The sequence below is a fragment of the Paenibacillus sp. UMB4589-SE434 genome, assembly GCF_030226685.1.
Taxonomy (GTDB): Bacteria; Bacillota; Bacilli; order Paenibacillales; family Paenibacillaceae; genus Paenibacillus_B.
Genome location: NZ_JASOYK010000003.1, coordinates 144,077 through 157,301, shown reverse-complemented (window position 1 = coordinate 157,301; position 13,225 = coordinate 144,077). Strand labels below are relative to the sequence as shown.

Here is a 13,225-nt window from a genome sequence, read left to right as displayed (position 1 = left end):
TCCTTTACACCTTTTGAATTTGGTTAACAAAGTCGTCCATCTGCATGACGCTCATATAAAGGAGCGGCAGCACCAGATACAGGAAAACCAATACATACATCGGCGCAAAGCCGATCATATTCCCCCAGCTGACCTTCTGGCTGATCACCCGCTCATGATGTTCTTTCTTCTTCTCTTTGTAATACTCTTGCTCCAGCTCCAGGTCGTCGAACGCCTCCTTGATCGGAATCTTCTCGACTGCGTTCAGCAGCCGCTCCACGATACGGACAAAAGGTACAAATGGCGAATCCTCTTTCAGCTGTTCGAGAGATGCGGTAGCACCGCTATCATAATGCAGAAGACAGGATTGCAAGGATGGCCTAAAAATGATCGCAAATCGCTCCATCCATTCCAATATCTGTTCCACAGACATCCGCTCAAATTCGGACAGTATTAAAATGATGGCATGGAACTGATCGACCTCATTCTGCATGTCCATCGCCCGTAGGCGCCGCTGGAACTGCAGCACCCATATCGGAACCGAATAACCGACCACGCCTACAGCTATGGCGAGCAGTAGTTCCCACCACTTGAAGTACTCCTGCTCTAAGGTTTCGAATTTATCACCGATTCGGCTTGCAGCAATATTTAACGCCACCGTATCCATTGGTGAATATGCTAATTCTCCTATTTTGTGGACAATCATATCTCTGCTGTGTTCCTTTTCCTGCTTCACAGCCTCAATCACCTTGCGATCGAAATCGGTTATCTGCTGCGCCTTCTCCATATCCTCTCCGTTCATCGCACCAAACAAGAGGCTCGACGAATAAGGAGTATGTAAGAGTTGATACGAGCTGTAAATGTGAAGGTAGAAAGACAAAATAACGGTAGCGGCAAACAACAAAGTACCAAAAACGATTCTGCGCAGCGTCAGCCACTCCAGCGTTAAGCGTGAATTTGCCTGTTTCAATAGCAGAACTAGACTGAAATGCTCTCGTGTGTGTGCGCCTGGTACCAACTTTTTAATCAGAGCACGAATGGGCCTCCAACCATACAGCTTCTTTTCCCATATAACTCCGGGTGCCTTGGCGATATAATGGCCTTCATCGTTTTCCAACATTTTGCGGATGAGCACGTAGGCTACGACAATGACCGCATATACCATAATCTTCATCACTATACCCAACTTGCTGTCATAGAACTGCTGGATAGCAGGAAAGTAAGTTCTTGCCCAGTTCTCCAGTGGGACTGTAAAGAAAATAGGCGCGATAGCAACCCCCGTTAATCCCTTAAGCAAATAATTGAGTTTTTCTCTGCGCAGCAGGTCGAAGTTCATCTCCTGAACCAGCTTGCTGACAGCATTCAGGTACATCGAGCCTTTAGCGATCATGCGATCGCCGTGTTCCATGACAAGATGTGAGATTCCGGCGAAAGCTTTCAAATATTGGTTCGGAGCCACATCATAATAACGCCCCAGCTTAGTGGCTGGATTCTTGGCTGTTAGCATATCGTGAATGCGTTCTGCATGCATCTGTGCTTCATAGGATGCAGCTTGAGCTGCATCGTAGATGGCTTCATCCACCATTCGGTGCTGCTGATACTCATGACGAACATCGCCCAGATAATGAACAAAGTGCCTGAGCAGACGATCTTCCAGCCGATTGATAAACAGGTCAATAAGCAAGCCGTTCATAATTAATGCACCCAGGATGACCCACAACATAAACACGATATCCTGCGTTACAACGGCTAACACAACGACGATACTCCAAGTAATGCCTAACGTAAGAAAGACAATTTTCATCGTTTGCTTACGCATCGTATATTCATCGTAAGCGTGAATCGTTTCTAAACGCCGTCTAATTTTCAGCGTATATCCATGCAGGCCAGGAAACCTTAGACACAAAACATAAGCGCGAAGATAGAAGTTCCGCAGCGCCAACTTTCGTTTGTGCGAGGGGAAGAAATCTTCCATCATCCCTTTGGTCTCATACCGATGCTTCTGCTTCCGGCCCAGTAGTGTATAGACACATAAGAAGAGCAGAGACAATGATATGCTTACGAGCACGACCAGCCATCCGTTAATCGACATGGCCATCCCTCCAATGATCAGCGACAAATCGTTTAAATGCCTCACCGTCAGCTTTATTCATGTGGAATAGCATTTCACGTTTGTTGTGATCCGTTATCGGGAATACAGCTTCATAATGGCCATCCCTATATTCGATCACATTGCGGTAAGTAAATGGCTTTCGATCCGTACTTCGTCGGAAAAACTCTGCAGAAGCGTCCATAAATCGGTCCAACTTGCCTTCCAGGCTTGTCTCTTGCTGCCATTGAGCCGGATAAGGATCATGTTCCTCTATTGGGATACACTCCGTAATTCGCTCGATATATCGATGTCCGTCCTGCCTTTTGACCAGATGAATATCAAAATTAATGACGCTCGCAACTTGCTGTTCAGCAATACGCTCATTCTGGAAAACCCCTGTCTTCAACAAAGAGTTGCGAAGTGACCATATGAGATCTTTGAACGTCTTTGCATGGTGGGAGAAGATCGTAAATAAGCTGGCGACCTGTCCCATCTGAATCATCCATGCAGCTACAGGATCGGTAGCCACTTCCCCCAGGATATTTACTGAGCCGTCCGTCTTCTTCTGTACGTCAAGGCCCTGCTGACCTGATATATGATCCGTTTCCCGGAATGACAAAATGTTCCTCATCGGGAACAACTTTCTCAAATGGAGCTCAAAGGACATCTCCTGTATACGCAGTGTTAAAGGTCCCGGAATATATTGCACCATTGCCATAAGTAATGTTGTTTTTCCTGAACCCTGCGACCCTGTTACTGCAGTGATACGAGCCCCCTTCATCAAAAACTTAATCATGTCTTGGACAAGCTCGCCATTCTCATCCGAGATCAGTGTTTGCAAACTCAAGTTAGGCAGCTCGAACTTTCTCACAAAGAATGCCCACGATTCAGCAAATGGCGGTCTGACCACAACTACCCGCGAGCCGTCCTTCATCTCATTGACTTTATACCCATTGCTTTCTGTTAATTGTCCTGGATTGTTATATTTATAAATGTTCTGACATACACGCTTCAGTTCCAGATCACTGCCAAAGCTGAGAAAGGACAGATGAATCGACTTTCCACGATAAAAAATCCACACGCTCTCATACCCACATGGAGCACCTCTTCGCATGTCTTCCATCATTAATGCATCATCTTCCATATCCTTTATGGAGGACGGAACGCCCGACACCCCACCTGATACACCATCTATCGCCATATCCCGAATTTCATCAATAACGCCAAATCCTTTGTAATACTGGTACACACGCTGAACAATAATTCGTATCTTGTCATCCAGTGTTAATGGTTCGGCTTCCAATTGATAGATACGTGCAATTTCCTCGGCTGTAATCAGATAGGATTCAGTCTGTCCTTTCTCAATGAATTGCCGCGGACGATCAAGTTCGTGGCTTGCAATGAGTCGACTCAAGCCATTTGTACCGAATCGCTGCTTATATTGGTGCAGTAAAATATCGAATTGATCTTGAACGGATAGCCGCGTTGGATCATCAAAAGAAATGGCAACATTAGCAGTTGCTTCTGTGAAGCCATATGCTTTATAAAGCAGATCAATGATATATTCCTTGACGTAAGTCTTGTCATTCACATCACCGGTAGTACATCCCTTTAATGCACGTTTTAACTCTGCACGCTTATTACGCCGTCGCTCAAATTCAACTTCAGATAACCCCATGTCGTACAGGTTGGCCCCCGTCACTTCATTTAAAGTCTTCTTCACAAATGATGTAATCGCATCAATTGTATAAGCGTCGGCGTCAGGTAGTTCAACGCTTCTAACCGGAACCGTTCGTTTGGACAGTTTAAGATACAAATAAGCGATGCCCATTAACAGAATTAGCGTAATTAAAATAAAATTAAGCATCCCATAGCCAAACATCTACGAGACCCCTCTTTCAATGGCTTTTACGCTGACATTAATTCCGATCTCCGTTAAGATAGCCTTCGATAGCTTTCGCACCTCGTTCATAAAGTAAGTCGTATCTGTATCTTTGGCAGAGTGCTGCATCCGCATAAAAAAGCTTCTAACATCCCGATCATTACAGGCATCTCGGAAAGGAGTACAATATGGCACCGTATACATAGGAACCCGTACATTGTATTTCCTCGCAATGTTGGATAATTTGTATTTGGAATGCGGATCATACTGCCCTAGTAGAATCATATAGGGCTTATCGTTCAGTGCTTGTGGCCAATCCTTTTTCGCAAAGAAACGATCCAGCACCTGAACATTCTGATTCAGACACACAACAATCAGCTCCGATTGTGCTAATAGTTGATTCGTAACCGGATTGCCGCAGCCACTGTGGACATCCAAAAGCACCGTGTTGTAGTACCGTTTAGCATAGTCAAAAATAGGCTGTAATGTATCGTTCATCGCATGATACGTCGCTTCATCCGCTTTCTCCGTACCGCTTAACAGATCCAACCGTTCTTGTATTATCGGCTGCGTATAGTCCCTCACCCCCTCAGAGGTGAGCCTGTTGCTGCGGATCATCCGATCGAGCGCATCAAGACCTTTATCATCGAACGTCGGTTTACTTACCGAGCCTCCTCCTGACAATTTGGAGAAAGCCGTTTCTAGTGTCGAGCGCGTATGCTGTGTCTGAGCAACTAAAGTGCGAGTTGAATATTCCAGTCCGATCATACAAGCTGCAGCAATAACGTTAGATGTCGTGCCGACCTGCCCATGCACACTACCCCAGAATGCGACTTGTCCCATACTTCCTCACCTTCCCCGCCTTCTTCCATATTCGGTGAACCTCTTTATCCGGAAGCTCTAATATCATTTTCAAAACTCCTATCAAAGCTTTGCGGTATGTACGTGTTAAGCCTTTTAGCTGGATGACGCTTCGGTACTGGTTATCAATCTTTATCGCATAATCTCGTTCGTCTGGTATCAAATAGTGTGTAGGCTCATCCCATTGGATCGGGTATCCGTCATACAGACTATCGATATACTCCTCGTTAATAGAGCAAACAACCCCGTTCATTATTTTTGAAACAAGAACCAACTCATCCTTCACGTACTTGGAAAAATATTGATCCAAAATACCTAGATTGCGAATATTATGAATATTCTCCATCGTGTTATACAAAATGAGTCTATCGGCCTCCCAACCATCTACGTGCAAAGAATTATTGCTGTCTATGATCATATATTCATAGTTAAAATCGGCTTCTTTCTGCATAAAATAATTCTGGACGTCTGCTGCACTGCCGCAGCCGTGGATCACATCAAAATCATCGTACTCGTGAACCTGCAAGTCCCCTTCGACACGAGGAAAGGCAAATTCATAATCTTGAAGTAGTGTTGCATCTACAAGAAGCACTTTGTGACCATTAGACGCAATGAGCTTGCATATATAGAGCAGAAAGTCCGTTTTGTCGGAAGCCCCTATAAATTGAACGATCTTCATGGTTTCTCTCCCTCCCGTTCTGGAACAGCAGGGTTGGTTCCGTCAGGAGATGAATGAAAAATGTCTATTTGGCTTAAAGCTTGTTTGGGTATCGAGTCTGAGGTGTCTGAAGGTGTGACTGAAGGGTGGTCTGTCTCTTGTTGTTCTTGCTTCAATGGTGAGGTATTTTCCAACGTTGCGTCTGATGGCTGCTGAACAGCAGCTTGTCCCTTTTTGCTCTGGAAATTGTGACGTTTTGTCACATCCATGGCCGCAAGATCCTTGTCCAATCGAACTCGAAGTCTCTTTTCCAACTCCATTGATGCTACTTTTACAATGTTGGGGTCAGATTCGATCAGATCAAGTACTCTTGGATTAGCTGGGTAAGTAGGTATTGCATGATTCTGCATGTAAGGGTCAACGTATGTAAGGGAGTAAATTTCGGCATTCTCTATGTATGCATCTACAATAGCGCTCGACATCGTCAATATTTCTTGTTCGTTCATTTCATGCCATACTGTACCGTTCATTAAATCTTTAACCTTCTTTTTGGAAAGAACAATAAAGTCGTGTCCTGTCGGAAACTTGATACGCACATCGACAAAATCTTCTTTTTTGAGCTTTATAGGAAGGTTGATTAAAGAGAATTCTTGTAATCTGAGATCGTTAGGCGTTATCCCTTCTTCAAACAGCATTCCTTTGGAAAGAGGAGTGTTCATTTGCAATGAAATTTTTGTATACTTGCCAACTGCTTCTGTAATATCTACCGGATGCTGAGGCGCAGCTTTCTTTGAAATACTGACTTTCGTTAAGCTCTTCTCCGTAAGTAAGGTACCAGCAGGAATATCCTTACTTAATACGTAAATGTTCGTAGTCTGGGACTGCTGCTCCTTCATCTGCTTCTCGTAGAGCGTGATTCGCTTCTCGTACTCTTCACTCTTTGCTTCCTCGGAATCCTTCATCCATTGATAGCCGAAATAAATGGCGAAGCAGGCAAATAACAGTACGATCATCGCCCCAATACCACCAGCAAGCAACAAATTCCGGGTTCTTTGGCGGATGATTGACATAACATCCCTCCTAAAAAAATGATAATTGTTTACTCAAACTGGAAATGATATCATTGAACTACATTTTAATAGTTCATAAGAACTATTAAATATAATTATAGATCAAATTCAGGTAACACGATTCACCTCAATTACTACATTTTAGGAATATAGAATTACATACCTATAATATTCCAATTCAGATATGATGTAAATGCTTATATCTAAAAAAAGATATTTTCATCGAAACAAAACTTTTTTTGTCATATAAAGGTATCACTTACATAAGTGATCATTCATAATTTTTTCAGAGGTGTCTGATGTACTACGACTTAAGATTCATTACTATAACGGTTGGATAGTTGGGAAGAATGACGATAAGGAGGAATGAGCTTTGAAAATTGGCGAGAAACTTCGCAACATCCGTCATGCGCAGGGGCTCACATCTACAGAACTTTCTAAAAGATCTGGTGTTACACAATCCACGATTAGCGACATCGAGAACGACAACCGCTCACCTCAGATCGATACCTTAATTAAATTGTGTAAAGCCTTAAGTATAAACATTAGTGTACTGCTAACCGTAGAAGAAATGATAGAAAACACTCCCTCTTTGCGAGAAAATGAAACCGAATTCATACGCTTGTTCCACGAAATAAATGAATCCCAAAAAGAAGCTCTTGTATCGCTGCTGCATTCATTTGTACATCATAAAGCGAAATAAAAATGCATACGAAAAAGTGGCCCCTCTCAAAAGGAATGACCACTCTAAAAACTCATCTCTTTTATTCATATAATTGCTCCATAACCCGAATGTGGAGCTCAGCAGGATCATGTGCTTCTCGCTAGAGAAGGCTGTTTCCACAATGGGAAACAGCCTTCTCTTCCAGCTTATACATTAGTTCTTGAATGTTTCTGTCAGCACAGGAACAACTTGTGACTTGCGAGATACAACACCCTTCAGCAGCGCTTTATTGTCGCTCAAGGTAACGTTGTATGCTTTCTCAACTGCGTTAGCGGAAGCGCCAAGCGCAAGTGCTACAGAATCGTTGTTCAAAATGTCAGTTACCACAAATACGAACAAATCCAAGCCCTTGGTCGCAATAATGTCAGACAAAGCCGCTTCAATGTCTGATTGGCGGGAATAGACATCGTTAATGTCTACGACATTTACTTGTGCAATCTCGACCTTCGCGCTGCCCATTGTGAACTCTTTCGAGTCCAGCGAGATCAGCTCTGCAATCGATTTGCTGCTAACGTCTGCACCAGCTTTGAGCATGTCCAATCCGTACTGCTCAGCATCCACACCAGCAATCTCTGCCAGCTCGCGAGCCGCAGCAACGTCTTCAGGCGTACATGTCGGGGATTTGAACAACAGCGAGTCCGAAATGATAGCGGACAGCATTAAGCCAGCCACGTTCTTCTTAATCTCCACACCGTGTTCTTTATAGAGCTTCTTCAAGATAGTTGCTGTGCAGCCAACAGGCTCTGCGCGATAGTATAAAGGCGCGCTTGTCTCAAAGTTCGCGATACGGTGATGGTCAATCACCTCTAGCACTTGAACTTGATCAATGTCGCTGACGCTTTGCTGACGCTCGTTATGGTCAACAAGAATAACCCCTTTGACCTCATTAGCCACCGTCTCTACAAGACGTGGTGCTTCTGCTTGGAACGTGTCCAGCGCGAATTGAGTTTCGCCGTTCACGGTACCGAGACGTACCGGTTCTGCGTCGTAACCAAGTTGCTGCTTTAAGTCCGCATAAGCAATAGCGGAGCAAATCGTGTCTGTGTCTGGATTTTTATGTCCGAAAATGAGTACTTTTTCCATTCTCTTATCCCCTTAAACATTATTTTGGCGAGAAAAGTATACCTTACAAAAGCAATTACAATCAAGATTATAACGCAAACCAGAACTAATTCCTATGCCTTTAGTAGGAATAAGGTGCTTCTATTTCATTATTTTTCCTCATCCAACTTCGACAGCACCTGTTGTAAGATGACAAATGTCTGCTCTCTCGTTAACAGCTCAAGTGGCGCAAACTTGTTGCCCCCGACACCTTGCAGCAACCCCCGATCGACAGCTCCATATACACTTGCAGCTGCCCACGGTGCTATTCGTTTGTCATCGGCAAACATCGCTTGTCTGCTAGGCCTTTCCTCCGAATGTACGGCCCCCGCCTGTTCAAGCTTGGAATACAATTGAAGCAGCAGTACCGCAGCTTCCTGCCTAGATATATTGCTCCATGGGGAGAACGTTTTAGCTGAGGTTCCTTTAATGATTCCAAAATGATAAGCTTTGGCTATCCATGGGTCTGTCGTATCTTCGAACGGTGATGGTCCGGTAGGCAGCGGCCGCCCCAAGCTGGACTCAGCGACATGAACTGCCATCAAGGCAAAACCGTATCGATCCATAGGCTTGCGATAATCTCTGTCATAATTGGTGTCTACGATACCGCTGTTCTTCGCGAGATTGTAATCATTCAGCGCCCAGGCGCTTACCTTGTCCTTGGGATCGGCTGGATTAACTTGAAAACGAATGCTTGTATCCGGCTGCAAATAGGACTTCACCGTCACTGTAGCAGAACCCACTTGCTGTGCTTTTATACGACCGGATGAATCCACAGCCACGATGTTAGGATTGCTGCTCTCAAACATCATTCCCGTCGCAGCAGCATCTGCTGGAGATAACGTATATTTGATCTGAAAACCTTCTCCTTGAGTAAGGCGGACATAATCTCCTGTGTACACCTTTGCGTTTGGTATCATATCAAAAAAAGCAGTCTCGTACTCTATGTCCACAGGGGCTCCTTTACGGTCAAATAACCCCTTAATATGTACGTTGTAGGTGTCAGTGTCAGATAACTCGGGTAGTCCTTCTGGTCTGAAAATAAGGCAGAACGGTATGCCAAAACCACCCGTGTTGATGTTAAAGTAGCTGCCCTTCTTGTCCTTATGTCCCTTGTCTAAAGTCCATGACTTTCCGTCGGCAGTACGCGTAATCGTAACCTCTACTTGATCCAGCTTGGTATTATCATATTTCTCAGGATTCAAAGATACCGACCAAGCGTCATGCGAGTTAAACATTTCAATCGGGAAATAATGCGCAGAAGGCCATGCTATATAATCATAATTGACTTCTGACGCCGCACGACTGCGATCAAAGGCATACATAGAAGAATAAGGGTAATCAAACCCACTCTTTGATCTATTGACCATACCAAACATCGTTTTAGACATCGCAGGGTTTATAATCCAGCGCCGATGGCCCACCCGATCGATGTTTGACGTATCACTATCAGACATGTAGCCCAATACACTAGCATAAAAATTCGGACTTCCGGCATACAGATTACTTGTGGTTGTCCCCTTATAACCTAGTCGAAAGAGTTCCTCCTCCATACCTTCGGGTCTTGAAGGATAGTGTGTAAGCTCATTATTTAGCGCATTAACCAAAGCTGCCGCCTGTGCCTGATCCTGAAGGCCCCATTCGGGCTGCACATCATACGGCAATCCGGACAAGTATCGGACAAAGTTGACGGCGTTTATACCATCTTTAATATATTCCCGCTTCACTATGCCCGGTTCATAAGGCTGTGTCATCTTAGGCTCTTTCTCGTAAATATGAAGTCCAGCCATGTACTCATTCCCTGCCGCCATCGGCTTGTAGGCAAGCCAACGCTGCCTGATTTCTTCCTTGCTGCGCGCAGCCACACTGACCTGCACATCACCTTCACTTACGGCTGATGCAATCTCTCCATGCCATATGCCGACCATTATAGCTGCTGTCAGCAAGGTGCTTAAACATACGCAACCTATTCGAAGTAAACGTCTATCCCGCATTTGATCCCTTCTACCACGCATCAAGCTTTCAACTCCTGCAGCTAGTATAAGATATGAATCTGCTTTCACTCTATCATAAGCTGAGAGCATTTCCTATCCGACTAGTGGATAAAATCAGGAGCGAGTAATACGATGTTCTCTATTCCACCCTAAGGACAAGCTTTTCGCCATAAAAGAGGCCAAGCCGGCATCTTCCCCCAGCTGGCCTCTGTACACGAAACTATTTAGGGGGTTTAGGGAATTAAGGATTTAAGTCACGCGCTTACTTCTTCCAGGGAATTCATGCAGCAAGCATACTCTCAATTTGGAGTAGATGCCTGCCAAGCCGCATCCTATCCGGCAGTCTACTTTTTCTTCCAAAGTGCCGGGACTGCAGGGGGCTCCCATCCTACAAGCGAGGTATGGGCAATATTGCAGACATACGTTACACCGCTGTAGGTCACTTCATTGCCGACCGCATATGCCTTATTAGGTGCCCATGCCCCACCGACTGGCACTGGATCAGTCGTGACCGTAATAGCCGGGCTGCCCGCCGACTGGTTGCCTGCCCCATCTCTGGCTGCGACCGCAATCGTATAGTTCGTCGACGGCGCCAGACCTGTTAACGTATATGATGTACCCGTGCCCGATGTCACAGCAGCCGCAGCCCCATTTACCGTGACTACATATCCAGTCACGCCAACGTTGTCCGCAGAAGCGCTCCACGAAAGCGTAATCGTGGTATCCGTATGCGCTGCAGCCGTGACATTAGCTGGCGGGGTTGGCGCTTGTGTATCATTCTGCGCAAGCGTCTTAACCGTCAGCTTCTTACTGAGCGGTGACGCATTTCCTACTGCGTCCCGCGCCTTCACTTGAAAGCTGTACGATGTATTGGGCGCCAGGCCAATTAACGTGTAGGTCGTGTCAGTAACCGTTGCAGCAAGCGCGCTGCCATTGTATAGTTCATAGGCTGCGATGCCCACATTGTCCGTCGCTCCGCTCCAAGCGAGTGTGACGCTGGTATCCGTGACGCTTGAGGATGTTAGCGTCTTGGGAGCCGTGGGCGGTGATGTATCCGACGAAGCCGGAAGTGTCTGCACTGCCACAGAGCTGCTAGAAGGCGATACGTTGCCTGCTGCGTCTTTCGCCCTCACACTAAACGTGTAAGTTGTATCTGGTAACAAGCCGCTCACCGTGTATGTTGTGCCATTTGCTGTCCCGATTAACACCGTACCGTTGTATACATCGTAGCCACTCACACCAACGTTGTCCTGGGAAGCACTCCAGGATAATTTGGTCGACACACTTGTGATCGAACTAGCCGACAAGTTGGATGGCGTAGTAGGGGGCAATAGATCGCTGCCGGAAGGTACGATGCCAAGATCACTGGCTACACGGCCAAGCAGCGACTCACCTACACATTGGTATTTGGGACTTGTGCGACAATCCAAACTTAAATCCCACAGCATTGCCCCGCCAAGCCCTTGGCTCTTCATGTAAGCAGTCTTGTAACTAGTTGAATCCAGGTCATCGTAGCTGATATAAGTGCCCGTACTGGCTTGAAACAGATACGGAACCTTCGCAGCATCATTCCAATAACGAGCATATCCATTCTTGTTCATGTAGTTCGCCTTTAAATCCCCATAATCAAACATCCCCGTTGCTCCCGTCTCAAATGTATCCCAAGTTCCCCTTGGAATATAGTTACCGTTAAAGTCGGGCGTACAGCTCTGGTAAAGACCGTCCTGCCCAGGTCCTGGAGCGCAATTTTTCCAGCCACGTCCATATAAGGCTAGCCCGAGTACAATCTTGCCGCTAGGCACACCAGCTTGCTTATACGCATGAATAGCGTAATCTACGTTAAAACCGCTGTTGTTGTCCGGATCACGAGGATCGCTGTAAAGAGGGGCATTGTTGTTTGTCCGCTTTTCCCAATCCCCATGGAAGTCGTAGGTCATGATATTCATCCAATCTACAAGATTGGCTACTTGAGTAATTTCGGTTGTATTCAAATAAGAAGAATTAGCACGGGTTGCAATGGTCAGGAGATACGCACGTCCGTCGGCAGTTCCTGCCGCATTAAGCTTGTTGCGTGTTTCTTGGAGGAGTGAAGTGAAATTCTGCTTGTCGGCAGGCCTGCTGTTATTGCCGCTTAAGCCCCCTTCAACCGGGTATTCCCAGTCAATATCAATGCCGTCAAATCCATAAGTTCGAATAATAGTTACTGCTGAATTAGCAAAATTCTGGCGTGCCGAGGGGTCAGCCGCTGTATCGGAGAAGCGATTGGACCACGACCATCCGCCAACGGACAACAAGATTTTCAAATGTGGATGAGCTGCTTTCAACTGCTTCAGCTTATAAAAGTTGCCGCACTGCCCTTTCTCGCACAGCTCCCATTCAAGGGGGACACCATCGCTATTATTGACGTCTGCCCAAGGGTCACCGAGTACAATCGCTCCATTCGGAACCGTTCCTTTCTGTGTAGGCACTCCGCTGTTTTTACAAGGCCACGTCTGCTTGTTCGGATTATCCGGTGCATTTGACGGGTTACCGTGGATGCCATTCCAACAGATGTCGGCAAATGCATAATTCAGATGCGTCAGCTTACTGGCATCGATGTGCTCAACCTGATAATTTTGATCATAGGTGGCCCAGTCTGTATAATACCCGACAGACTTATAGCTGGTATCTGCCGCTGCTCCTGCAGCTGATTCTCCTGCCCAAGGCCAAAATAAAGACAACAAGAGGCACAGCGTTAATATAAATGACCACCCCCTTTTCCAACTTATATTGAAGTTGATCCAACCATTTCTGTTCACTATTTCATCCTCCCTTATCCTTAATTGTTAAACCCCTTTCATTTATATTAGTGCTTTTTGATTTTA

General features: G+C 45.6%; 9 protein-coding genes. 1 reads left to right on the top strand and 8 read right to left on the bottom strand.

The window, feature by feature from the left end; genetic code table 11:
• Window positions 1–4: 4 nt before the first annotated feature.
• Genes QP775_RS13320 through QP775_RS13300 form a run of 5 tightly spaced genes read right to left on the bottom strand, consistent with a single transcriptional unit; the run spans window position 5 to window position 6,542 of the window.
• Window positions 5–2,071 carry a hypothetical protein gene (locus QP775_RS13320; RefSeq protein ID WP_285106666.1) on the bottom strand — a complete coding sequence of 689 codons (2,067 nt, stop codon included), beginning with the start codon at window positions 2,069–2,071 and terminating at the stop codon, window positions 5–7.
• On the bottom strand, window positions 2,061–3,953 hold the full coding sequence (locus QP775_RS13315; RefSeq protein ID WP_239330519.1) for an ATPase, T2SS/T4P/T4SS family: 1,893 nt from the start codon (window positions 3,951–3,953) through the stop codon (window positions 2,061–2,063). The genes QP775_RS13320 and QP775_RS13315 overlap by 11 nt, the downstream gene beginning before the upstream one ends.
• Window positions 3,954–4,796 (bottom strand): chromosome partitioning protein ParA, encoded by an 843-nt coding sequence (locus tag QP775_RS13310; RefSeq protein ID WP_239330521.1) that lies wholly within the window; start codon window positions 4,794–4,796, stop codon window positions 3,954–3,956. It lies immediately after the preceding gene.
• The gene (locus tag QP775_RS13305) at window positions 4,771–5,493 is read right to left on the bottom strand and encodes a hypothetical protein (RefSeq protein WP_285106661.1); all 723 of its coding nucleotides are present in this window, start codon (window positions 5,491–5,493) and stop codon (window positions 4,771–4,773) included. Before QP775_RS13305 ends, QP775_RS13310 begins: the two co-directional genes overlap by 26 nt.
• Window positions 5,490–6,542 (bottom strand): SAF domain-containing protein, encoded by a 1,053-nt coding sequence (locus tag QP775_RS13300; protein ID WP_285106659.1) that lies wholly within the window; start codon window positions 6,540–6,542, stop codon window positions 5,490–5,492. The genes QP775_RS13305 and QP775_RS13300 overlap by 4 nt, the downstream gene beginning before the upstream one ends.
• 373 nt (window positions 6,543–6,915) lie before the next feature.
• On the opposite strand from QP775_RS13300, the gene QP775_RS13295 reads away from it, so the two are divergent.
• A complete protein-coding gene (locus tag QP775_RS13295; RefSeq protein ID WP_285106657.1) occupies window positions 6,916–7,245 on the top strand; it encodes a helix-turn-helix domain-containing protein in 330 nt (109 codons plus the stop codon).
• 174 nt (window positions 7,246–7,419) lie between these two features.
• Here the strand turns inward: QP775_RS13295 and QP775_RS13290 are convergent, their stop codons facing one another.
• From QP775_RS13290 to QP775_RS13280, 3 genes are all read right to left on the bottom strand, one after another.
• Window positions 7,420–8,349: a manganese-dependent inorganic pyrophosphatase gene (locus QP775_RS13290; RefSeq protein WP_239330529.1), complete on the bottom strand. Its 930-nt coding sequence runs from the start codon at window positions 8,347–8,349 to the stop codon at window positions 7,420–7,422.
• A 128-nt stretch (window positions 8,350–8,477) separates the two neighbouring features.
• Entirely contained in the window at window positions 8,478–10,382 is a 1,905-nt protein-coding gene (locus tag QP775_RS13285; RefSeq protein ID WP_285106653.1) for an S-layer homology domain-containing protein, read from the bottom strand.
• Between the two features lie 323 nt (window positions 10,383–10,705).
• A complete protein-coding gene (locus tag QP775_RS13280) occupies window positions 10,706–13,159 on the bottom strand; it encodes a glycosyl hydrolase family 18 protein (RefSeq protein ID WP_285106651.1) in 2,454 nt (817 codons plus the stop codon).
• Window positions 13,160–13,225: the final 66 nt, after the last annotated feature.

Excerpts from the sequence above, each read along its gene's own strand:
- QP775_RS13320 (WP_285106666.1), bottom strand. The coding sequence starts at position 2,071 with ATGTCGATTAACGGATGGCTGGTCGTGCTCGTAAGCATATCATTGTCT.
- QP775_RS13315 (WP_239330519.1), bottom strand. The coding sequence starts at position 3,953 with ATGTTTGGCTATGGGATGCTTAATTTTATTTTAATTACGCTAATTCTG.
- QP775_RS13310 (WP_239330521.1), bottom strand. The coding sequence starts at position 4,796 with ATGGGACAAGTCGCATTCTGGGGTAGTGTGCATGGGCAGGTCGGCACG.
- QP775_RS13305 (WP_285106661.1), bottom strand. The coding sequence starts at position 5,493 with ATGAAGATCGTTCAATTTATAGGGGCTTCCGACAAAACGGACTTTCTG.
- QP775_RS13300 (WP_285106659.1), bottom strand. The coding sequence starts at position 6,542 with ATGTCAATCATCCGCCAAAGAACCCGGAATTTGTTGCTTGCTGGTGGT.
- QP775_RS13290 (WP_239330529.1), bottom strand. The coding sequence starts at position 8,349 with ATGGAAAAAGTACTCATTTTCGGACATAAAAATCCAGACACAGACACG.
- QP775_RS13285 (WP_285106653.1), bottom strand. The coding sequence starts at position 10,382 with ATGCGTGGTAGAAGGGATCAAATGCGGGATAGACGTTTACTTCGAATA.